We start from the raw sequence: 22,315 nt of genomic DNA, 5'->3' as shown, positions 1-22,315 counted from the left end.
CATCCGGGAAGGCGTTCTGGAAGGCGAGGAGGTCGAAGAATGTCAGTTCGCCGTCGGCGTCGAAGCCGGCGATAGGGTCGCCGTCCTCGAAGAGGTTCTGGAATGCCAGAAACCAAACAAGGTCAACACCACCTCGCCGTCGCGGTTCGTGTCTAGTGGCAAGCACTCAGCCGTCGGACCATCGACGATCGTACGGCGTGATTCTCGAAGGCGGCAGCTTTTTATCATTACGAGAGTCGCCGATTATGCAATGCCTCTCGTACAGTGCGCAAAAAGAAATCGCCAAAATCTGCAGCAACTGTTCTTTGGTCCTGCGCACCAGCCCACCACTCTACTACTGGGCATTCCGCGACGGAAATTACCGAGCAATCGATTGCATATAATCCGCCGTTCCCGGAATCTCCGATGAGTATATAGAATTTTGGAAGCTCCGACGATTTTCTTTGATCTAATGTTAACCATATCGCATCTGGTATACCAGATTCTTCAAAGTTATCTTTAATTATTCCATAAAATTCAGCGCCAGCAATGTCCCCGCATCCAAACTTGCTCAAGAACGCCCGGTAGGTAGCCGGAAATGAAAGTCCAATCGCAGCTTCCGCTTTCGCTAATAACTCATCTGGCTTAGGGCCCTCAAAATCCGCAAGCTCTTCATGTCGCCTGATCAACTCGCATGCTGCTTCGAAGTCCTGCATACTCATGGCGATTCCTCAAAGTCTCTTGCACGATCGCGCCAGTACTTGTCCCGCCAAGCATTAAACTCAATGCGATCGATTCCTGATGGAATTGTATTCGGGTTGATGTGTAGCGTTCCATAGTTCTGTTGGTGGAATGTCTGCGACACCTCCGCGATCGCACCATCCTGTGTCTGTGTGAGGTGATGCAGATTGATCGACTTATTGTCTGGACCAAGCGGTGCTAGTCCCCTCTGCATTCGCTCGAGATTTGTTCGCCCTCGAGCATCAACGCGACTCGGATCGATCAGATCGTCGCGTTGGAACACCTTGTTGCCATTAAACATCTTGGACTTAGTCCAGAATCTTCTTGAAGCAACTCCGGATGACGCGACACCTCCCGCCCTCGCCATCATATCGTCCGCGTAGGCGGCGAAATCATCGCCCGCCCTGAGCGATCGGATGATCGGCCCCGCGTTGGGCAGCAGGCCCGCCGTGAAGCAGTTCACGCCCAGGCTCAGGCCCGCCAGGCTGCGCTCCCACCACGCGGCGTTGGGGTCCGTCATCACCTGGTAATCCATGAATTCGCCGACGACGGGGATCATCCCCACGCCCATCTCCCCGATCATCTGCCGCTGCGCCGCCCGGGAGGCCGAGCCGATCCCCTGCTGCTGCGCGATCGTCCTGTTGTAGTTCGCCTGCGAGGCCTTCATGCCCGCCGTGAGCGGCGTGCCATCCATCGCCAGCCTGGGATTCAAGTAGTCGTTGTAGCCCCGCCAGTATCCCGCCATCGACTCCGCCGTCTGCCACTGGATGGCCTCGTTGCTTGCCCCCCACTGCTGCACGAAGTCCTGGGCCTGCTGGAAGAGCCCCCACGGATCCATGAAGACGAACGGGCTCGACCCGCCGTACCCGTACAGGTTCATTCCGTCGAAGTAGCCAGCCGGATCGCATTAACAGAAAGTGACTGGCCGAAGAATAGAGCTGAAACTATTTTTAAACTTTACTGCATCGCCTTACTGTTTGGGACATGTAATTATATACTCGATCCATTTATCACACAACTGTGTAGATTGCTCAATAATGTAGTACTGTGCCGTTGACATAGTGTCGCACGATAGTTCAGACAAAATTGCTTTGCATACACATAGAGCACCGATACGAGTCAGTTCCTCTGAATTCAACTGACCAGATGCGCCCATAGTGCCAGTACCAGGCTCGGCTGCCAAGTACTGATAGAGAACACTCGATAGCTTAATATGTCTTTGAACTATTGTAGAGTACCAAGAGTGGTCTAGCTCTGGTCGCTTAATCTCAAAACCAACAATATTATTTACAAAATATTCTAAAATACCACAGAAATCAGGGTCATTCACAGCAAATATTTTCCTTCATTCTACAAGCCTATGGGCTAGATGGCGTGACGACCGGCTCTAGCATCTCAAGACCACGCTGTACCGCGCGTTCGGCCCCTGGATCTGCAAGATGCGACGTCGCGCCAGCAAATGTCCGAGTCAGGCCGGCGGCCGCAGCTTGTCCGCGAATCTCCTCAATATCTGCCCCTTCAGCCAATCGTTTTCTGGTGAACTGTACTTGCTCTTGCCGTAGCTGGTCACCACGAAGGCCGGAGTTTCGTCGTGTCGGAAATACGCGTCGTCCAGAATCTAGATAGGCTCCTGGACTAGACGCACTATTACTATAGCGACCTGCTCGCCATCGAGGTGCCGCGGCCTCAGCTACATCATCGACGACCAAGCAGTCGCTAGCCGTCGCCCGTCCCATTCGACCGGTCTTCGCCAATGGACCGAGGATCTTGCCGAGGACCGGTGTCAGCAGACTCTCGAACATGGCCATCACGGCTGCGCGCTTACCCGTGTCGATCCAAGGTTCATTCGGGTCGGCGAAGACTCCTTCGAAGAAACCGGTCGTCGCGCCGATTGCACCGCCGAGCAGCGCTCCCGGAGTGGCAGTCTTGGGCCCGGCGCTAAGACCGAGCGCTCCTCCCATGGCGCTACCAAAAGTAGCTCCGGACGTAGTCCCCATAACGACATGTGGCAGCTGACGTACTACTCGCCGTGCGGCTCGGTCTACAAGGCCCGGCTGCGGTGGCGGAGATGCTGTTACGCCATGCCTAAGTTCCATCCCAATCCGCCATGCATCCGCCTGCACTGCGGCCGGGTCGTACCCCCACTGCTGCACGAAGTCCTGGGCCTGCTGGAAGAGCCCCCACGGATCCATGAAGACGAACGGGCTCGATCCGCCGTACCCATACAGGTTCATCCCATCGACATACCCCGCGGGATCGCGCTGCAGGAAGCGGCCCAGCTCGGTGCTGTACCACCGGTTCCGCGCGTGGTACAGACCCACCAGCGTCTCGTACGCGTACCCGCCGTAGCCGTGCGACAGCCCGGCCCCGCCCGGGTCGCCCAGCAGGTTGCTCGCCAGCGGAACGCGGTTCTTATGCGCCTGGAACAGCGCCGTGTCGGCCCCGTCGATGTCGCCGTCGAAGTCCAGGTCCGCGTCCGGCTCGTACGCAGCGCTCGTGTCCGGGATCGTGCTCGGGCTCAGCGGCTGGCTGAAGAACGGCCAGTCCAGCGTCCCGTCGTCCACCTCGCCGTCGCGGTTCGTGTCCGCGTACCAGAAGTGCCGGTGCCGGCCGTACGCGTCGTACTCCAGGCGTTCTAATAAACCGCCCGTGCCATCGAGCACCGCCACGATCGAGCCCTGCACGTCGCCTAGAGCGAAGTAGTTCTGCGGCGACGGCTCGCCCGAGTCCACATCCCGGTGCCACCGGCGGGCCACCAGGTCGTCGGCCCCGCGGCTGCCGTAGAAGTTCTGCGCCACGTCGCGGAGGGTGAACACCCCGCCGCTCAGCGTGCCGCCGCGTTCCTCGAGGATCCGCCACCGGCCGTCGTAGTACAGACGCACCTGCGCGGCGTTCCGCTGCGCCGTCACACGGTGGTGCAGCCCGTTGTAGCCAAACGCACCGAGCTCGAAGCCGAACGTCGGAGACGTCCGAAGCAGCACACGCGTCAGACGATTCCAGGCGTCGTGCGTGTACTCGTAGGTCAGCCCGCCGGAGCTCAGCGTCGCAAGGTTGCCGTTGCCGTCGTAGGTGGCGGTCTCGGCGCCGATGTCGCCGAGCTCGTTGGCGTCGTTGTGCGTGCGGGCCTCGCTGATGTCGCCCGACTCGCCGAAGGCGCCCATCGTGCCGTCGAGGTCCCGCTGGAGCGTGTCCCAGTTGCCCAGGATGTCCAGCTGCCAGAGCTCTCCATAGAAGCCGGCTTGCACGATGGCGATGCCGCCCTCGGCGTCGCCCCGCTGCACCTCGGTGAGCCGGTGATTCGAGTCGTAGCCGTAGACGAAGTCGGGCTTCGCCAGGCGATCCACCCCCGCCGGCCGACCATCCACGCGCGTCAGCCGGTTGCTCGCGTCGTCGTAAGCGTGAAGCTCGTCGAGGAGCGGGAGCGTCTTGCCGCTCGCGTTGTACCGCCACGTATGCCGCCGCACCCGACCATGACGGTCCAGGCCCGCGAAGCCGTGCGTCACCGACGTGCCATTCGCGTAGGCACGATCCAGAGAGACATCCGGTGGGTGGAGATCGACCTTGGTCGGCATCGCCAGGCCCGTGTACTCGTACCGCAGCAGGCTGCTGGAGAGGCCGAAGCCGGGCGCGTCATAGCCGCTAATCCGGCTGATGGTGTCATCGACACCTGTTGCATAGGCAGAAGCGATCGTCGTGCTGCCGTAGGGGTAGTCCGTCCGGTTCAGGCGGTTGTAGTTGCCGTCGGCGAACCGGGCCGTATCCCAATCAAAGCCAACGGTCAGAGCCATTGGATCCGACGTGGGCCCGAGAGGATTCTGCTTGATGGCCTGGATGTTCCACAGGCCGTCTAGGTTGTCGTACGTGTACGACACCTGGTTGACCACGCTCGATCCGTTGAGCGACGTGATCTCGGTCACGCGGCCGAGCGTGTCGTAACCGGTCGTAATAGACGTGACGGCGCCATCGACGCCCGAGCCCGGCGTCAGCGTCGCAGCGTCCGCCGTGATCCGCCCTAGTTGGTCTCGGGTGAACGCCCGGCTCGTCCCCATCTGATCGAGCGACTCGATCTGCTCGGCGAGCAGGTTGTAGCCAAAGCGCACGGTGTCCGAGTCGCCGCTGCTGTCCGGGTAGCGGATCCTTGCGAGCAGATCCTTCGAGTTGATTAGGGACGTTGCACCTGCAATCGACGTGTCATAGTCGTAGAAGGTTGATTGCTGGGGATCTGGGCCGGTGCCCATCAGATCGCCCGATCGTGGCAGGTGCGCGATGCGACGGCGTGCGTTCCCGCTGCCATCGTACTCGATCGACGTCGCACGATTCACGGCAACGTCCAGGCTCCCGCTTAGATCACCGCCCACGTAGTGACCGACCCACCTAAAGCCGCCACTTCCGTCGGACTCCCAGCCCAGGTAGGCGCCAACTCCCGACACCGGGAGGAAGTTGTCCACAATGCCAAATACGCGATCGAGGTGGTCGTAGTACCACAGTGTTGCTCGGCCCTCGGGATCCTCCTCGATGCTCACCAATCCGCGCTTATTGTATTCACGACGCGAAATGATCGCATCGTTGTAGGCGGCCTGGTTGAGTTCGGCGAGATCATCCGGTGGCCAGGATCCCGTCGCGAACGGACTGGACTGCGGCCCCGCCTCGGTTGCCGCGAATACATCGTCGGCGCGGAACGAGCCAAAGTCGATGGTGGCGCGAAGGCGAGACCCGGGGTCGTAGTAGAACCCGACGAACTGTGGCACCGGCGGGACGGTGTGGCCGTCGAGTGATCCTGTCTCGGTGTCCGCGGGATTGCGCAGGTAGGTGGTACTGTTGTCGAGCAGGCCGTTGTACTGCAGCGGCACGGCCAACCCCGCGGCGGTGTCCGCGTTGTACACGTGCGTAACCTGCTCGAGCACGATGTCACTGGTTACGTTGAAGTGGTGAGCGCGGCCACCCGTGGGCGTATCTCCGCCGCGGTCGGTCACATATCGCGTAATGACGCGATCGTGCGCATCGAAGAGCCGCTTGATACCGGGTGATGACGGCGCCTGCTCGGAGCGGGCGCGGCCCTTGGAATCCAGGAAGAGGTTGGTCTCCAGGAAATCCGGCGTCGCGCTCTTCGGATCGATGGCCAGCCGTGTGCGATAGATCAAGCCACGCTGGCTGTACTGCGTCTCGGCATGCCGGCCGCGGGCGATCTCGCCCGGGGCCGATGGAGGTGGCTCCGTCGCGCTCTCGTACACAGACACCGACGCAGGCCGGTCGAGGTTGTCGTACGTCGTGAAGGTGTGGGGTGCGAGCGGATTCAGGGTCCACACCAGTCGATCGCGAAAGTCGTAGTAGAACCTGGTTGCCCGGACCACCATCGACTCGCCGGTGAATCGCTCGATACGGGAGATGTTGCCGTTGCCCACTCCCTGGTCGGACACCGTGGGATCGCCATCGAAATAGATCTTCTCGAAGTAGGGAGGCGTCACGTGGCCGCCGGTAGTGTCTGTCCAGCTTGCGACGCGTCGATCGAGCACGTCGTACTCATGCCCCGTGAACGTGCCATTGCGCGTCCGCGATTGCGTCAGACGGCCGAGCTGGTCGTACTCGAACTGGACGCTCAAGTAGCGGGCCTCGTCAGGTCGCGCGCCGGGATCGATCAGCGCCAGGCCAGTGAGGTTGTGCCAGTCGCGTGTCTCCTCAATCAACCCGGAGTACGTGTGCACAATGGTCGATCGAGCCCGCTCGTTTTCCGTGCCATGCGGCGCCGTGAGATCGCTATCGGTCAGCGCATACTCGATCGGATCGGCCGCGTAGTCGATGTCGTCCGCATCGAGCGTGTACGAGCTGGTGCGGATAAGCTCGCCGCCGGCGTTGTGCCACGCGATGGAGGCCATGCCGAGGAATGGCGTCGCCCCTTCGTCGGGGTCGGCCGTCATGTCGTGCGGAAGCATGATCTCGGCGTAGTACCCAGGGAATCCCGAGCGCTCGGCGACCCCGTTGCTCCGGATTTCGCGAACGATGCGCGTGGTCACGCCGTCCGGCGCCACGGTCTTGGTCGGTCGCCCGAGCGCGTCGTACTCGATCTCGGTCACCAAGCGACCACCACGTTTAGTAAAGAGCGTTTCGCCGGGTTCGTCGATGCTCTCGCCCCAGGCCGTCTCGTCAAATCCAGGCGCCGTAGGCGTGGGCGCGAGTGCAGCCAAGAACAGCACATTGCTCTCGTTGACGCTGATCTTTGTCGGCAGCCCGAACCGATCGTCGAACTCGCGCAGCGTGATGCAGCCGTCCAGGCCGAGTGACGCATAGTTGCGGCCGTATTGGTCGTAGAGCTCCTCGCTGCCATAGGTGGTCACGGCCGCTTCGGGTCCGTTTTCGGTGATCAGTTCCGCCTCGATCGACGTCTTGGACCAGATGACGGCGTTGGGGTATGCGCCGCCAAGGAAGTCGTATTCGAAGGTCGTCTCCTCGACGTCGTTGGTCGTCGCCGGCACCGACGTCTGTCCCTCCGTCCGGATGCGTTCGATCTTGGTCGGCAGCCACGGGCGAAGCGAATCGCCATAGGTGAACTCTTCGATCAGCGACCTCGTTGATGTATCGTCGCCCGCACGGAGGAGGGTTTGCGCCAATCGGTTATCGCCGGTGTATCCGTATTCGGTCACGAGTCCGTCCGCGGGACGGATCATGGCCGAGGCCCGCATCATCGCGGTACCGACCGTGTATGTAAGTATTGATGACGGGGAATACTCCCTAATCAGGTTGTTTTGCCCGGCCCCGTACGCATACTTGGTCGCCCAGATGCGTCCTCCCTCAAGGGCGTTCTCTTCGACTGCTTCGATCTCGAGATAGGGCGATCCATCGCGGATGACGTGGTCGTAGTACTTCGTGCGGTATGCAATCGTCTCGAACTCGCCCGGGCCACCGGCGAGATCCACCAAGAAGTCCTCGACCACCGTGCTCGCCGTGGTGCCGCCAACGCTCGTCTCGATGTACTCGAACGCCTGTTTGAGCCCCTGCGGGTTCCCGCTACCGCAGCCACCGCACGCGCTCTGGAGGAACTGCACGTCGACGCGTGGATTGGCGCTCTCAAAGACAACCGTGCCCCCGGTCTTCGTGTGCCTGTATCCAATGATCTTTGCCGCGAGGTCGCGGGTCGTGATGCCATTGGCCGCGTCGATCAGGTGGCCGTCGCCGTTCAGGCGGATCTCGGCGGCGACGCTCTCCAGGCTGTCGCTCGGGTCGGCGGCCATCCGCTGCTGCGCCACCCATTCAATCTGTTCCGGCTCGATCACCATCTTGAGCTGGTGCGGCAGGCCGCGAACATTTTGCCGTTCATCGGTCTGCTCCGCCGCATCAAGCTCGCCGTTGTGATATCGATACTGGCGCATGCGCGTCCAGAACGGTTCGTCGCTGCCGGCCTCGTCGCGATCGACGCGAGTGCGGTAGTTGACCTGCACGAGGTTGGCATCCTGGGACGTGGCCGCTCCGGATGGCACCCGATAGAGATACTCAACGCTCTGGGTCTCCTCCCACGCCTCGGGCCGACCATCGATGAAGCCCGTCGGTCGCGAGACCACGACGCGCCGGAGCCGGCTATCGCCGCCGTAGTCCCAATGGAACTGGATATTGGCGTCGGGATAGGTCCGCTGTCCAGAGCGATAACAGCGGATGCTGCGGAGCCGTGCGACCTTGTCCTCGGTACCCGGTGCGCCGTCTTCTAGAACCCAATCATATGTGTAGCGACGCTCATTGCCATACACATCGATTTCGCGGATCAGATGACCTTTAAGAGCATTATGAAATTTAATATCATCTGCAAAGATATTGTCGTCCTTGACGTAGTACCACTTCTCCCAGTGGCCAGGCTCGTACAAGACAAAGTACTGTGCGGCAGTCGGTCCCGATCCATGCTGCATACCGGGTCCAGAAACCGCTCCATCAATGTACTGGCTTGTAGTTCCCCTGCTCTGGAACAGGCCCGTCGTCGGGTCCTCCCAGTACGAGTGTATAGAATTGAGACTGACGTCTCGTACCAAGAGGTCCGGTTCGTCAGGTACGCCGAGATCTTTGATATGTTGAGCTATCTCGGTCGCTACGATCTTCTGGAACGCCGATAGGGTCCAATTTCGGCCCACTGGTGCTTGCCCGACGCTCTCGGCCGTGCTGCTTGTGTAGCTCCGCACGAGCTCGAAATCCTCGCCCGTCAGCGCCACGGCGAGATCGACTACTCGCTCGGACTTGGCGCCCGTGAACAGGTGGACCGGCTCGGCGCTCTCTATGTTGTCCTGCGTCTTGATAGAGCACACGTCAAACAGGTCGCCGTGATCCAGTCCGAGCTTCACGATGACGTCCTCGGGCACGCCGGACTCACACAGCCCGGCGCACGCGAGAATCTCAGACCCTTGCCCGGACTCCAGCAAGAGGCCGCATCGCTGATCGATGACGGCCACGATGGTCATACCAACCTCGCAGGGGGTCAGGCCCCCCGAGCCATACTGCAGGTAGCATCCCTTGCGGATATACGAACAGATATCATCTGTGCTTAACGCGGGACCGCCCGATCCATCCATGCACGATGTCATGCCGCGGCAGATGAGCGTGAACTCCAGCCATAGCTCGGTATCGAAGGACGTGAACCGGCAGTCGCCGTCCAGGTCGCACGGAGCGGCTTCCAGGACCGAGCCGGTATCGGGTTGCGACGCACACCACTCGTCGAAGCAGTTCGTCGTCGCGCCCGCCTTGGGCGTCTGGTAGAAGCTCATCCACCACGCGAAGGTGGGCGCCGTCCGCGAGGCCGAACGGATGCACTTGGCGGCTTCGTCGCAGGAGATGCCGTGCGGAGCGTTCTCCCAGAAGTCCAGGAGCCGGCTGCGGCGATCGGCGTCGGTCACCGCGCATCCGGCGTTCTTCCGGCAGATGTCGTAGCCGATGACGTGGAAGTACAGGTCGTCGCAGCCAACCTGCCCATCGCCGGTGTAGTCCCAGTTGCCGGGCTGGTCGACCGTGCACAGCATGCAATCCACCGGCACGCCATCGCACCCCACGCACTGCACGCAGCCGCTGCACTCCAGGAGGTTGTACAGCTCGTCGTAGGTCATCGGTCCGCCGAGCAGCTCCGTGAGGCAGCCCGAATCGAGGATGCTGCCCAACGCCTGGCAGCGCTTCGCGAGGGTGTCCATGCAGCTCGCGTCCTTGAGCCGCGTGCAGATCTCGGCGAGGATGTCCGCGCGCGTGGGCTCCGTCCCATCGATCGTGAGGCACGCGATCCACTCGCTGAGATAGTCCCGCAGCGAATCGCAGGTCACCATGCCGGCGTCACACGCGACGCTTGGGTCGGGGTCCGGGCCGCTACCGATGCAGGGGTAGCAGCCGAGGCAGAGCAGGACCTCGAGGCGCTCGTCGGCCGTGAGCTGCCGACCGAGCACACCCTCGACGCAATCCAGGCAGACCGACGAATCAACACCGAGCGGGCTGGCTCCGGCACACGCCGTGGCCCACTGGCAGACCAGATCGAGGATCTGCTCATCGCTCAGCAGGCAGCTGCCGTTGTCGAGAGCGCATTCACTTATGCGATCGATGTAGCGACCAAGCCCCTCGCAGGTGCCCGTGCATTCGTCATCCGGCATCATGGGATTCGAGATCGGCATCGTATCGCACACCATCGGGATCTCGTCGCACTCGGCCACCGAGCACTGCCCTAGGCACGACCAGAAGGTGGCCTTCTCTTCCGGGCTCCAGGTGCAGTAACAGGACGGGCAATTACCAACCAGGCACGGATCGATGCAGTTGGCTGGACTAATAAAGTCGCCCACCAAGTCCTCGATGGTCTCGCCAGGGCACGCCGCCGCATAGGCACAGATCAGGTGCGCGATTGCGCATGGGTCGCAAGGATTGCCTCCCAGAGGATTGCTACCCAGACACAATGCCGGATCGCTGCCCGGACCACCAGGCGGCGTCTGGATGAGACACAGCCACTCGCAGAGCGTGATGCTGCACGGATCGGTCTCGGGAACCAGCGGCACTGGCATGTCCGGCGGCGGACAGAACCAGATGCACGTGTATCCGAGCGTTGGCCCCAGATAGATGTACTGGCAGCAGGGATCGTCATAACACTGCCCTCGAGCTGCGCATGACGCAAACAGCGATACCAACAGGGCTCCGACCCATGCCAAGCGTTGCATGTGTTCTCCTTCGCGCCGTCAGATTCTGTTATACGTCATCGTAAAATCACCATACTCGCCATGCAACCCCATTTTAATATCTTGCCTATTTTTTTAAAGTCGTGCAGATTGCATTGTTTCAAGGATGCGACATTCGGTATGCTCTTCGTGTACATGAAGGAGCTGTCCCATGTTGTCCTTGTTGATCATGTTCGTGCTAGCGGGCACCGAACCAATATCGCCGCACGAGGGTGCTGCATCGGCTCTGTTGATACCCGAAGTGCTGACTGTTGCTGGCGTTGCGCCATCCGAGTGCGGTGCGATCCGCCAAGCCGTGATCCAGTGCGTAGACGAGCGCACCGAGATTCGGCTGTTCCGGGCACGCCGGGCGGCACTCATCGGGGATTACCGCCGGGCCCTCCGAGCACATACGCATAATCCCGCGGATCCGGACGCGGAACTGGCAATGACCCGGCTCGCATCGGAGATCGCCAACATAGAGGCATCAATGGCAAACGCAGCCATGCGAATTCGCGATGATGCGTTCGTCCAGCTACCGCTCGACGTGCAAGATCGCTTTGCTCGGACGTCCAACGATGTTCCGCAGGGTGTACCACTTGCATGGAGGGTCTTAGATCGAACGCGCGATCAATGGCATGACATCCTCGCGGCTGCACATGAGGTCGAGCGAGCGCGTCGCCAAGGTCGCGCGGCGGATCCAGTCGCCGTAGGCCTGGTCCGGTCGGTGACCGAGTCCGCCGACGTACTAGACGCGGAAGCCCGACTTCGTCGTGATCTTCCGGGCGTTCGTGCTGCGATGCGGTTCTAGCGGCATGGATCGCTCGCAAGCGACATGGTGCATGATCGTGCTGGCCTGTGCCGCTGGGCTCGGATGGTCTCAGGAATCGGATTCGCGACTTGCCGGCCGGATATCGCTAGCGCGCCTCGTGGACGTTGCGGCCGATCGCGTCGGCATAGACATCCAGTACGACGAATCGCAGCTCCAGCAATCCGTAACTCTGCGGATCGGTACGCCGCTAGCCGATGCGGAACTCTGGGCTCTGGTTCACGGATTGCTCGGCAGCTATGGATGGACAACGGTTGGCATCTCGGACACCAACATGCTCCGTGTCGTGCGAGTCGCCGAGGCATCGGATCTTTCGTACGTTCGTACGCAGCGTGGTGACGATCAGGAAGGCGCCGGTGTCCAGCCCGGATTCGAGGCAGTGGTCCTCCATCCTGAACATCTAACCACAGAACAATCGCTTGCACTCGTGCGGCCACTGCTAAGCAAGGCCGGCCAAATAACAGAACTCGGAAGCACGGGCGCCGTGTTCATCAGGGACCACCGCGACCGCCTTAGACAGTCGGTCGCCATATGGTCGCAATTCGATCTACCAAGCACGGCTCCTATCGTGCGACGCATTCGGCCGCGACACGTCTCGGCTTCCCGTCTTTTGGCCGGCGCGACCCAGGCGGTGACTGCTCGAGATGTGCTAACCGATCGGCCGTTAGTGGGGCGGCTTGTGCCTCTGGATGGCACCCAGATGCTCCTGCTCGTAGCTCCGGAGACCGAGTTCCCGGCATGGGAGTACCTCCTTGCGCAGATCGATATCGAAGAAGATCGCGAACGTCGCGAGTACCGCCCGCGCCACTTCGGACTGGATGAGGTCGAGTCGCTCGTCTCGCAGCTCTTCGACAGCGAGGACGTTGCTATCTCGGTAGTAAAAGACACCCTGACCGGAACGCTTCTCATCACCGCGACGCCCTCGCAGCACGACGACATCCGGGATCTGATCGATCGGCTGGATGCCGTCGACGTTGCATCTAGGCGCTCGATGCGGACGTTTGCGGTGCGGAACCGTCCGGTTGACGAGGTCGTCGGCCTGCTCGGCGAGCTTATCGAGGCCGGCGTGACCCAGGCGCTCGCGCCTCCCGCGGCAGAATCATCCGCTTCGCAGGCGCCAGCGACGACTCCATCCGGGCTCGCGGTTGATGGCCTGGCACTCACCGCCGATGCCGGCACGAGTTCCATCATCGCCATTGGCGAGCCCCGGCTTCTGGACGAGCTCGAACGCCTGCTGGGGACGATCGACAAGCGGCAGCCGCAGGTGATGCTCGAGGTCTCGATCGTGGCGCTCAACGAGGGGCAAACCTTCGATCTCGGCGTCGAGCTCGAGTCCATCGAGATGTCGGGCGACACGCTGTTCCGTGTAGCCTCGCTGTTCGGCCTGAGCACCTCGGGCGATGATGGCCGGGTCGTCGGCGATGCGCTCGGCTTCACGGGCGTCGTGCTCAACCCCGGCGACTTTTCGGTGGTTGTGCGCGCGCTCGAGACGGTCACCGATGGCCGCAGCTTCAGCTCGCCCCGTCTGCTGGTCAACAACAACGAGCAGGCCACGCTCGACTCGATCACCGAAGAACCCTTCCTCAGCGTGAACGCCTCGGACACCGTCGCGACGACAAGCTTTGGTGGCTCGTCGCAGGCCGGGACCCAGGTGACGCTGCGGCCGCAGATCGCCGAGGGCGATCACCTGCTGCTGGAGTACGACATCTCGCTGAGCGCATTTGTTGGCGATTCGAGCGATCCATCATTGCCCCCGCCGCGCCAAGATAGTTCGCTGAGCAGCGTGGCGACGATCCCGGACGGCTACGCCGTCGTCCTGGGAGGCCTCGAGACGACGCAGGAGGGCGACTCGGAAACGCGTCTGCCGCTGCTGGGCCGCATCCCGCTGGTGGGCGCACTCTTCAAGAATCAATCGAGTTCGGGGAGCCGCACGCGCTTCTACGTGCTGGTCCGTGCCAGCGTGGTGCGCGGAGATCGGTTTGAAGCCCTGAAGCACCTGGGGCGGCGGACGTCAGTCGAGCTCGGCATAGACGATGGCTGGCCCGAGGTTGAACCAAGGCTCATCTTCGGCTCGCAATCGCTGGAGGCGCGCGATGGCAGTTGACTCGCCAGAGCAGGCCGCCGTGCTCAGTCCTTCCTCCTATGAACCACACCACGACTTTCTCCATGCTGTGTCGGAGGAGTTTGCGAGACGGCACTTGGTCCTGGGTGTCGTGCTGCATGGTGAACCGCGCTTGCTCACCAGTACGAACACCAGACCCTCTATTCCACACAACTGCTGCGTCCACCTCGATGTTGCATGGCACATCGAGACGATCGACGCAGAGGCATTGGCCCGTGCCATTGATACTGCATACAGCACAGTGACTCCGGTTGCCAATGTGGATGCCGGAGACGACGACGGCATCGACGAACACGCGAATGAAGTCGTGCGGTTGCTGGATGAGGACAAGGACCTACTGCACACGCACGGCAAGGGACCGGTGATCCGGTTGGTTGACGCCTTGCTCTTCGAGGCCATCGGCCGCGGCGCGAGCGACCTGCACATCCAGCCGACTGCGGTCGCTACGCTCGTGCGCACAAGGGTGGATGGTGCGTTGCACACCGTGCGTCGCCTACCCCCCGGGCTAGCCAAGGCCATCGCGAGCCGAATCAAGGTCATGGGTCGCATGGACGTTGCCGAGCACCGGCTGCCTCAAGACGGCCGGACTACGGCCACGATCGGCGGATCCTCGGGCACGGCCGGCTCCCAGCCTCGCACCATCGACATGCGAATCAGCACGATGCCAACTGCGCACGGCGAACGGGCCGTGCTCCGCCTCTTGGAGGGCGATACGGCCGAACAACTCGGAGACTTCGCGCAGCTGGGCATGCCCGCGCCCATCGGTGAGTCGTTCATGGAGGCAGCGTCACGATCCAGTGGCATCGTGCTTTCGACCGGCCCGACCGGCAGTGGCAAGACCACAACCCTCTACACCACGCTGCGCTGGATCGCAAGCAGCAGCGCCGCAGACCTTAATGTCATGACGATCGAGGATCCCATCGAATACGAACTTTCGAGCGAGGACGTGGCGATCAGCCAAGCTCAGGTCAACACGAAGAAGGGCGTGACGTTCGCAACCGGCCTGAGGCACATCCTCCGACAAGACCCCGACGTGATCATGGTTGGCGAAATCCGCGACGAGGAAACGGCACGGACCGCAATCCAGGCGTCGCTCACGGGCCACGTGGTGTTCTCAACGCTGCACACCAACGATGCCGCGACGGCTGTGACGCGGCTGGTGGACCTCGGCGTCGAGCCCTACCTCGTTTCGGCCTCGCTCTCGGCCGTGCTCGCCCAGCGGCTGGTTCGCCGCGTGCACGCGGAATGCGACGGCCGGGGCTGCGAGGGGTGCCTGCGCACGGGTTATCGCGGGCGGGTGGGCGTGTTCGAGTTCTTGCTGGTCGATGACGCGATCCGCAGGGTGATCGGCGGAGGCGGTGACGCCGGGCGAATCCGAGAACTCGCGTGCGACACCGGCATGCGAACCCTCTACGAAGCGGGGATGGATTTGGTTCGGCTGGGCATCACGACCGAGGCCGAGGTGCAGCGCGTCAGCGGCGCTTCCAAGACCGCACACGTCGTCGAGAATGAGGCATGACCGCATGGCGGTACAAGGCGGTCGCTTCCCGAGGCGACGTGCGGGCCGGCTACCTCGAAGCGCCGTCCGCAGCCGAAGCAAGGGCCCTTCTGCGACGCGAGGGCCTGCGATTGCTGGATCTAAGGTCTGCGGGGGCTCTCCGAAACACTCCTCGAGCATCGAACGAACACCGAAACGCATGGCTCTGGATTGGTCGAGCATGGACCTCTTTGCGACACTCCGCCGATGCATATAGCCGCAGTCGTCGCGCTGCGGCTCGAGCGGATCTCTACGACGCATTGAGCACGATGCTCGACGCCGGGCTGCCGCTGGCCGAAGCGCTAGCCACGCTTGGCGATCCCGGAGGAGACGCACGGCCCAGACCGATCCAGCGTCTCGCCCGGGAACTGCAGGAAAAGGTGTCGGAGGGCGCCCCCTTGCACGAGGCAATGGGCGATCGGCCCGCCTGGTTTGGGTTGTCCGAGGTTGCGATCACCGAGGCGGGCCAGCGTCGGGGCGAGTTGTCGGCATCACTGCGCGTCCTGGGTGAACGCCAGGCCCGCTCCAGCCAACTTGCTAGCAAGCTGGCCGGCGTGCTCGCCTATCCCGCACTGATTTCGCTCGTGGGTCTCGTCGTTGTCGTGTTCCTCAGTCTGGGACCACTTCCGCGTCTCGTCGAGGTCCTAACTGACTCCGGCGTGCAGCCACCCACGCTCACCACGGGTGTCATCGCCGTTGGCTCGACGCTCGCGGTGTGGTGGCCCCTGCTCGTGGCCGCGTCAGCATTCGCTGTGTTTGCACCATTTGCTGCCGCCCGCGCCGTGGCTGCTTCGGGACGAGCATGGCCGATGATGCTGCGGCGCTTAGTCCCGAGCGCCCTTCGGGCCGGGTCCGTCGCTCGCATCTGTGGCGAGCTGGCCGCCATGGGGCGATGTGGCGTACCACTGGTCGAAGCCCTGCGAGCCTCGGCAGCGACTTGCGCTGGCCCGATCTCCGCGTCACTAGGGCGTGAGCTCAAGCAAGCCGCCAAGTCCATCGAAGGGGGCGGAACATTGGCAGAAGCGTTGGACGATCCGTTGTGGTTCAGTCCGGAGCTGACGCGGCTCGTTGCCTCCGCCGAGGCCGCGGGTGAGCTAGACGCCATGCTCGATCGCATCGCGACGCGGGAAGAACGCAGGGCACACCGCATGATCGATCGGCTGGCGGCGCTGGCAGAACCCACGGTTATCCTGGTCTTGTCAGCCATCATTGGCGTGGTCGTGATGGCGGCTGCACTGCCGCTCGTGCGGTTGCGCGACGTGCTGGGGTAAGCATGAATTCGAAACGTGAAATCGAATGCTCCCGCGCCATGACGCTCGTCGAGGTGCTCGCGGTCGTGGTCATCCTCGGGCTGCTCGCGGCCACGCTCACCGTGGGCTTTAGCGGCGCCTTCGGCAAGGGCAAGCGGGAGCTGGCCCGCACCGGCGTGGGCATCGTCGCGGGCAAGCTGGAGACCTATCGACTCGAACACGGTGATTGGCCCGAGTCGCTCGAGGCGCTCACCGCGCCCGCGGCGTCACCGTCCTCGGCGTACTACCTCGGTCCCGGCCAACTCGTCGACCCGTGGGACCAGCCCTACCGGTTGGTCGTGCCCGGGCCCGACGACCATCCCTACGAGGTGGTGTCGCTCGGCCAGGACGGCGTGCTTGGAGGCGAGGGCGAGGCCGCCGATGTAAGTTCCATCGATCTGCGAGGACAGAACTGATGGTCCGCGGCGTGACGCTCATCGAGACGCTGCTCGTGATCGCGTTGCTCGGCCTGCTCGCCGGTTTTGCTACGGTCGGGCTGTCTGGAGCGGGCGAACGGTCGCGCGTGCTCGAAGCGCGCTCGGCCGTCTTCGAACTCGATGGGCGGGCGAGGCAGCTCGCCAGCCGAGAAAACGGTGCGAGGCTCGTCCGAAGCGATGGCGTTCTCACCCTACACGCCGGCAACAACGACCGCAACGCGGTCTCCTACCGCCGCATGCCGGCGCCGCTGGATGTCCGCGTGCGCCCCCAGTCCGGTGGCTCGCCGCTGGATGAAGTCGTATTCGACTCCAGGGGCCGATGCCCGGATTATGAGTTCGAAGTGGTCCGGGCACGCGATGCATCAATTGTCGAGCGATGGCGTGTATCGGGGCTGACCGGCTGGGCGGAGCGCGTTCCATGAGGCGCGGCTTCTCCTTGCTCGAGGCGCTCGTCGCGCTCGCGCTGCTCGCCGCGCTGTCGGCCTCTTCGGCAACACTGATCCGCAACGCGGCTCGAGTTACCTCGGCATCCCGAGAGACCGCGGCCGCCGAACTCATCGCGGCGCTGTCGCTCGTTGCCGATCAGATGCTCGATGATCCCGAGGCCTTCGGCCTGCCCAAGGGACCGAGCGAGAACTGGGACGGCCTCGACGTGCAGCTCGCCGGGGATTTCGGGACCGGAGCGGAGTCGCTCGAATCATCGGGCCTCGATATGCTCACGCTTCGCGTGCACGCGGCCGAACCGATCGATGCCGACGAGCCAGAGGGCGAACGAGCGGGCTGGCTCATCGTGCAAGCCAGCAACACGATCCAGATCGCCCGTCGCGTCCGGCTCGCACGGGAAACGCTCCCATGACGCCACCCCTCAGGAGTCGCGCCTGCCACCGTGGTCTTACGCTCATAGAGGTGCTGCTGGCGCTCGCATTGCTTGCCGCCATCGCATCGGCGTCAGCGGCCCTCCTGCGCACGGCCTCGGCCTTGCATACCGAAGCAACACCGTCGCTCCGTTGGCAGATGGCCGCACGGCGGGCGCTGCAAGCCGTCGCGGACGATCTCGCCCGGCGGGACATCGCGGAGCCGCGGGCGTCCGCAATCATCCGCGGTCCCGGATACGTGCAGCTTCGATCGAGAGGGGCAATCGATGGGGGCATGCCGCTGGCGACCGTCGTGCGCTACGAACTCGATGGCCTCGACGAGGCCTTGATCCGTAGCGTTCGTACGCAATCCGGCGAGGCAAGCCAGCAATTCGTGCTGGGTCGGGTCCGATCATTCGATGCGACACCGATCGAGCACGATCGTCGCGTTGTCGCGTGGCGACTCGCACTAGACGGCCCGCTCGGTCGCGCGGGCCTGGTAGTACGACCATGACGTACACGCTCCCCGCAAGACATCGCCGCGGCGCTGCCCTCCTCATCGTGCTCGCGACCCTTGCGCTCGTGACGACCGTGCTCGCGACGCTAGCCTCGACCGCCAGCCTCGATCGAGTCGCCACACGCGACGCGCGGAGGCTCGCGATCCTCGACGATCTGCGTCTGGAATGCGATCGGATCGCCTCGGACTGGCTCTCCGAACATTCGTTGACCGTATCGCTTCCGCCCGAGACGGCTTCGCCGCGTGTCGCCATTGCGTCCCAGGAACTCCCGCTCGCTGGTGAGACCGTAGCGGTGAACTTGGCGGCCTTCGATCAGCATGGCATGGTGCCGCTCGGCGATGCCCCGCTCGGCCTCCGCGGCACGCTGCCGGCTCGGATTGCGCAGCTCCGCGCAACCTGGACGACCGAGCGAACATCGGGACCCACGGGGCTGGATCAGCTGGCCTCGATTGCACCAGTGGATCTCGCCGTCTTTCCACGCGTGTCGATCCAAGATTCTCTGCTCGCCGCAGGCGAACTACTCGCAACCCATGCCGGCACCGAGCGCACCTCCATCAATCTGGCGACGGCCCCCCTCCGGATCGTCGAGGCCGCCATGCGCGACGCGGGTCGGGGCGGCATCGAAGTCGTGATCGATGCACGCAGCCGCGGGGATCGCGTGCCGCTCGGCTCGCTCACACGGTTGGACGGCAACCGCGTCGAGGGTCCATTGGAGCTGCTAGCGGCGAGCCCGTGCTGGGCGATCTGCACGGACCTGCGCATCGGCCCCCTGCGGCGTGCGTGGTGGACCGTGTGGCTCCGGGAAGGCAGCACATGGCGCATCGTCCAGCGGCTGGAGGTCGCCCAGTGATTTCTCACGGTCGCCACCCACTGATGCGCTGGCACCTGGCCGAGGCGGCCGTTGGCGCAGCCGGCCTGTGCTCCGTCGCATTCCTGGCCGCATGGGCGTTCTCCAGCCACGCGCCCCGCGTTCCGCTCGTTGCCCCGACACCGATCGAATCCGGAACGGCCGCACCACCCAAGGAGAGCGATGAGTTGCTCGCCGTCGATCCGAGGCACTTCGACGTCGCGCTGTGGAATCCGCCCCCACCACCGCCACCACCCCCTCCACGAGTACGCGAGCCGGTCATCGCGACCACCCGCGTCGAACCGCTCCGCGTCGAGTTGCTTGCGATCGTGCATCGCCGCGACGACAACGTGCTCGCGGCACTCATGTACGACCCCGCCGCCGATGCCCTGCTCACGCTGGTGGAAGGAGACAAAGTAGGCGGGCACGTCGTCGAACTCATCGATGATGAGGGCGTGCGGTTTGCTGCCGGCCAGACGCAGACATTGCTCACGCTCTACGCGGAGGATCGACGATGATCGTTGCTCCCGAGGGAACCAACCGATGGGAGCGCCGCGCCGATCTATGTTACTGGGCGGTCCTGGATGAGCCCTGCCCGCGTCGGCCGACGAGGCGTCACCGCCAGCGGCTGGACTTCGCCTTCGAGGGCGAGCTACCGCTGCCGATCGAACGCGTGCAGCCGGCCTATGCGCCCATCGATGCGCAACGAACGCTGGCGTGCGCCACTGCCCGCGAGAAGGCCGATGAGGCTATAGGCGACGGGGTCCTCGTGCTCCGGCCGGCCTCGGCGCCGGCATTCGTGCTCGAAGCGTGCGGCGAGTCGCTCGATCCGACGCGCGACATCAATCTCCTGGTACACGACTGCACGCCATGCGCCGTGCGGCGTTCGCGCGCACGGCTGCATGCTGCCGCCGCATTGCTGATCGGAAGCGCAACCGTGCTGCTGCTACTGGGCATGGAGCACCGCATTCGCGCTCTATCCGAAGTTTGGGCTGATCTCATGTTGCAGAAACAAGCCGTGCTCGAGATCGCTCTGCCCGAAGCCGACGTCGCGGACGAGCTTGCGATGCTTGCCGAGCTTCGACGGCTGGAGCGATCGCGATCGCCCGACGGTCCCGCCAGATCCAACCGCGTGGGCGAGGACGTGACCCCGGCCCTCGCCGATGCGCTGGCTTCCTGGCCGCCGGAGTTATTCGCACGCACGCGCCGCCTCACCGCATCGGCGAGCCAGATCCAGCTCATCGCCGAAATTGATGCCATCGAACGTGCCGAACTCCTGAGCCAGGCACTCGCGGAAGACGATCGATGGACGGCGCAGGTGCCGCGGGCCGAATCCCAGCGGGGGGCGTTCCTTGCCACGATCACCCTCACCGCGGGGGCCTCGCCATGACGAAAACAACCTGGACCATAGCCCTTTTGCTGGTGGCGTGCTCGGTCCTCGTCGCGTTGCAACACCACCGATGGAGTAGAGCGGCCGCCGCCGTCGAGACGGTGGAACTCCGGCTCGTTCGGGCGCAGCAGGACGCACAACGACTCGAAGATCTGCGTGGGAGGGCCGAGCGCATCTCCCTTGGCCAGCGCCCGCCGCAGGACGTCATCGCGCGGCTCCGTGAGGCCATGGCCGATGCTGGCGTACCGCCGCAGAAGCTCACCGGCGTGCGAGCGGACGCAACCACGACCTCCCGCATCGGCCGCGGCGATGATGCCGATCGCTACCGGACGCAGTCCGTGCGGGCGACCCTGCGGGGCATAACACCGGGCGAGGTCGGTCGCGTGCTCGTCGCCTGGCGGAGTGCCCAGCGGCTGTGGACCACCACCGACGTCTCGCTGACCCACGACGGGGGCCACGAGAACCGCTATACCGCCGAACTCACGCTGTCGGCGGTGTATCTGGAGGATGCGCCATGAACCGAAGCGCGTGCGCAATCGTCCTGCTCGCGACCATCGCGACCACGGGTTGCTCGAGCGGACCCCACGGACCGTACCGCCCGCAGACCGAGTCGCGCCGCGACACGGCTACGGCGCAGCACCTGACGCAGGAGACCGCCCGAGCGATCGCCGAGGACGATTCGCCGGATTCGCTCGAACGCGCCGAGAACATGCTCCGCAGGGCGCTCAACGCCGACCTGTACCACGGCCCCGCGCACAACAACCTCGGCGTCGTCTACCTCAAGCAGGGCAAGATGTACGAGGCCGCCAGCGAGTTCGAGTGGGCCCGCAAGCTCATGCCCGGACATCCCGATCCGAGGATGAACCTCGCTCTCACGTTGGAACAGGCCGGCCAGATCGACGAGGCACTCGCGACCTATTCCACGGCGCTCGAGGCCTATCCGGGCCACATGCCGACGATCCAGGCCATGACGAGGCTGGAGATGTACGAGGGTCGTGTGACGCCAGAGACCGAGATCCGCCTAGGCCAGATTGCGCTGCGCGGAGACAGCCAGCGATGGAGAGAGTGGGCCCACGATCGGCTTGGGCAGCAGCGTTAGGTGAGGCGCGGATTCGGACGGTTTGAGAACTCACCCGGAACCCTGGCAGTGCATCGAGGCAAAAAACGGCTTCTGGAGCGTTTCTGACCTGCCCCGCTGTCACCAGCGTAGAAGGTGCGATCGCCGTGGACCTCGAAATTGTAGACCGTCCGATCGTGGCCCCGACCCACGGCCAGCACTGTGGCCGAACCGCTAGCCGTTGCAACGAGCTCGCCAGGTTGCAGGTAGGCGGCCGGCACCCACGCGTCCCGCGTCAGCGACCACACGGGATGCTCGGCCGTTATCGCCAGAGCCGTGGACTGCCCGTCGAGGTACACGTCGACCGTCGGCGCGTCCGTCCGCCGACTGGTCATCAGCACCGTGCCGCGTGCGGGCGCGTTCGGGTCGATGTGCGCCGGAGCGGGCCCGATCGCCACGACGCGCGCCGTGCCCTGGCCGAATTCACCGAGGCCCAGATCTAGATCGCCGCCGAGTGAGATGGCGTTGTACGCCAGCCAGGCTTCGTCCGGAAGCCTGGCT

Annotated in this window: 17 protein-coding genes; 13 read left to right on the top strand and 4 right to left on the bottom strand. The window is 63.7% G+C overall.

All coding sequences use genetic code 11. From position 1 onward, the window contains the following. Positions 1-227 precede the first annotated feature (227 nt). From AAFX79_00085 to AAFX79_00075, 3 genes are all read right to left on the bottom strand, one after another. Complete coding sequence (locus tag AAFX79_00085) at positions 228-701, bottom strand: SMI1/KNR4 family protein (GenBank protein ID MEO1006947.1); 474 nt, start codon at positions 699-701, stop codon at positions 228-230. Then, the gene (locus tag AAFX79_00080; protein ID MEO1006946.1) at positions 698-1,600 is read right to left on the bottom strand and encodes an HNH/ENDO VII family nuclease; all 903 of its coding nucleotides are present in this window, start codon (positions 1,598-1,600) and stop codon (positions 698-700) included. The genes AAFX79_00085 and AAFX79_00080 overlap by 4 nt, the downstream gene beginning before the upstream one ends. Positions 1,601-2,078: 478 nt before the next feature. Continuing rightward, on the bottom strand, positions 2,079-10,877 hold the full coding sequence (locus tag AAFX79_00075) for an RHS repeat-associated core domain-containing protein (GenBank protein ID MEO1006945.1): 8,799 nt from the start codon (positions 10,875-10,877) through the stop codon (positions 2,079-2,081). A 169-nt stretch (positions 10,878-11,046) separates the two neighbouring features. Between AAFX79_00075 and AAFX79_00070 the strand changes: the two genes are divergently transcribed. The 13 genes from AAFX79_00070 (at position 11,047) to AAFX79_00010 (ending at position 21,796) form a co-directional block, all read left to right on the top strand. Further along, entirely contained in the window at positions 11,047-11,685 is a 639-nt protein-coding gene (locus AAFX79_00070; protein MEO1006944.1) for a hypothetical protein, read from the top strand. Between the two features lie 31 nt (positions 11,686-11,716). Then, positions 11,717-13,807, top strand: coding sequence for a secretin N-terminal domain-containing protein (locus AAFX79_00065; protein MEO1006943.1), 2,091 nt, complete (start codon positions 11,717-11,719; stop codon positions 13,805-13,807). Next, complete coding sequence (locus tag AAFX79_00060) at positions 13,797-15,344, top strand: GspE/PulE family protein (protein MEO1006942.1); 1,548 nt, start codon at positions 13,797-13,799, stop codon at positions 15,342-15,344. The genes AAFX79_00065 and AAFX79_00060 overlap by 11 nt, the downstream gene beginning before the upstream one ends. Continuing rightward, positions 15,341-16,633 (top strand): type II secretion system F family protein, encoded by a 1,293-nt coding sequence (locus AAFX79_00055; GenBank protein ID MEO1006941.1) that lies wholly within the window; start codon positions 15,341-15,343, stop codon positions 16,631-16,633. Before AAFX79_00060 ends, AAFX79_00055 begins: the two co-directional genes overlap by 4 nt. A 38-nt stretch (positions 16,634-16,671) precedes the next feature. Next, the gene (locus AAFX79_00050; protein MEO1006940.1) at positions 16,672-17,067 is read left to right on the top strand and encodes a type II secretion system protein GspG; all 396 of its coding nucleotides are present in this window, start codon (positions 16,672-16,674) and stop codon (positions 17,065-17,067) included. Then, positions 17,067-17,510: a prepilin-type N-terminal cleavage/methylation domain-containing protein gene (locus AAFX79_00045; protein ID MEO1006939.1), complete on the top strand. Its 444-nt coding sequence runs from the start codon at positions 17,067-17,069 to the stop codon at positions 17,508-17,510. The genes AAFX79_00050 and AAFX79_00045 overlap by 1 nt, the downstream gene beginning before the upstream one ends. Continuing rightward, positions 17,507-17,944, top strand: coding sequence for a prepilin-type N-terminal cleavage/methylation domain-containing protein (locus tag AAFX79_00040; GenBank protein MEO1006938.1), 438 nt, complete (start codon positions 17,507-17,509; stop codon positions 17,942-17,944). The genes AAFX79_00045 and AAFX79_00040 overlap by 4 nt, the downstream gene beginning before the upstream one ends. Positions 17,945-18,237: 293 nt before the next feature. Beyond that, positions 18,238-18,456 (top strand): hypothetical protein, encoded by a 219-nt coding sequence (locus AAFX79_00035; GenBank protein ID MEO1006937.1) that lies wholly within the window; start codon positions 18,238-18,240, stop codon positions 18,454-18,456. Between the two features lie 68 nt (positions 18,457-18,524). Next, on the top strand, positions 18,525-19,310 hold the full coding sequence (locus AAFX79_00030) for a hypothetical protein (protein ID MEO1006936.1): 786 nt from the start codon (positions 18,525-18,527) through the stop codon (positions 19,308-19,310). 23 nt (positions 19,311-19,333) lie between these two features. Next, positions 19,334-19,825, top strand: coding sequence for a hypothetical protein (locus AAFX79_00025; protein MEO1006935.1), 492 nt, complete (start codon positions 19,334-19,336; stop codon positions 19,823-19,825). Further along, complete coding sequence (locus AAFX79_00020; protein MEO1006934.1) at positions 19,822-20,697, top strand: hypothetical protein; 876 nt, start codon at positions 19,822-19,824, stop codon at positions 20,695-20,697. The genes AAFX79_00025 and AAFX79_00020 overlap by 4 nt, the downstream gene beginning before the upstream one ends. Continuing rightward, positions 20,694-21,215, top strand: a complete 522-nt coding sequence (locus tag AAFX79_00015; GenBank protein MEO1006933.1) for a hypothetical protein — start codon at positions 20,694-20,696, stop codon at positions 21,213-21,215. The genes AAFX79_00020 and AAFX79_00015 overlap by 4 nt, the downstream gene beginning before the upstream one ends. Continuing rightward, positions 21,212-21,796, top strand: coding sequence for a tetratricopeptide repeat protein (locus AAFX79_00010; protein MEO1006932.1), 585 nt, complete (start codon positions 21,212-21,214; stop codon positions 21,794-21,796). The genes AAFX79_00015 and AAFX79_00010 overlap by 4 nt, the downstream gene beginning before the upstream one ends. Here the strand turns inward: AAFX79_00010 and AAFX79_00005 are convergent. Next, positions 21,793-22,315: hypothetical protein (locus AAFX79_00005; protein ID MEO1006931.1), on the bottom strand; the 523-nt coding region annotated here is incomplete at its 5' end. The genes AAFX79_00010 and AAFX79_00005 overlap by 4 nt on opposite strands.

It is taken from the genome of Planctomycetota bacterium, from assembly GCA_039819165.1.
In the GTDB taxonomy this organism is placed as follows: Bacteria; Planctomycetota; Phycisphaerae; order Phycisphaerales; family UBA1924; genus JAHCJI01.
This window is presented reverse-complemented; position numbering and strand designations above follow the sequence as displayed.

Coding starts and splice junctions, on each gene's coding strand:
- AAFX79_00085 (MEO1006947.1), bottom strand. CDS start 701: ATGAGTATGCAGGACTTCGAAGCAGCATGCGAGTTGATCAGGCGACAT.
- AAFX79_00080 (MEO1006946.1), bottom strand. CDS start 1,600: ATGAACCTGTACGGGTACGGCGGGTCGAGCCCGTTCGTCTTCATGGAT.
- AAFX79_00075 (MEO1006945.1), bottom strand. CDS start 10,877: ATGCAACGCTTGGCATGGGTCGGAGCCCTGTTGGTATCGCTGTTTGCG.
- AAFX79_00070 (MEO1006944.1), top strand. CDS start 11,047: ATGTTGTCCTTGTTGATCATGTTCGTGCTAGCGGGCACCGAACCAATA.
- AAFX79_00065 (MEO1006943.1), top strand. CDS start 11,717: ATGATCGTGCTGGCCTGTGCCGCTGGGCTCGGATGGTCTCAGGAATCG.
- AAFX79_00060 (MEO1006942.1), top strand. CDS start 13,797: ATGGCAGTTGACTCGCCAGAGCAGGCCGCCGTGCTCAGTCCTTCCTCC.
- AAFX79_00055 (MEO1006941.1), top strand. CDS start 15,341: ATGACCGCATGGCGGTACAAGGCGGTCGCTTCCCGAGGCGACGTGCGG.
- AAFX79_00050 (MEO1006940.1), top strand. CDS start 16,672: ATGACGCTCGTCGAGGTGCTCGCGGTCGTGGTCATCCTCGGGCTGCTC.
- AAFX79_00045 (MEO1006939.1), top strand. CDS start 17,067: ATGGTCCGCGGCGTGACGCTCATCGAGACGCTGCTCGTGATCGCGTTG.
- AAFX79_00040 (MEO1006938.1), top strand. CDS start 17,507: ATGAGGCGCGGCTTCTCCTTGCTCGAGGCGCTCGTCGCGCTCGCGCTG.
- AAFX79_00035 (MEO1006937.1), top strand. CDS start 18,238: ATGCCGCTGGCGACCGTCGTGCGCTACGAACTCGATGGCCTCGACGAG.
- AAFX79_00025 (MEO1006935.1), top strand. CDS start 19,334: ATGCGCTGGCACCTGGCCGAGGCGGCCGTTGGCGCAGCCGGCCTGTGC.
- AAFX79_00020 (MEO1006934.1), top strand. CDS start 19,822: ATGATCGTTGCTCCCGAGGGAACCAACCGATGGGAGCGCCGCGCCGAT.
- AAFX79_00015 (MEO1006933.1), top strand. CDS start 20,694: ATGACGAAAACAACCTGGACCATAGCCCTTTTGCTGGTGGCGTGCTCG.
- AAFX79_00010 (MEO1006932.1), top strand. CDS start 21,212: ATGAACCGAAGCGCGTGCGCAATCGTCCTGCTCGCGACCATCGCGACC.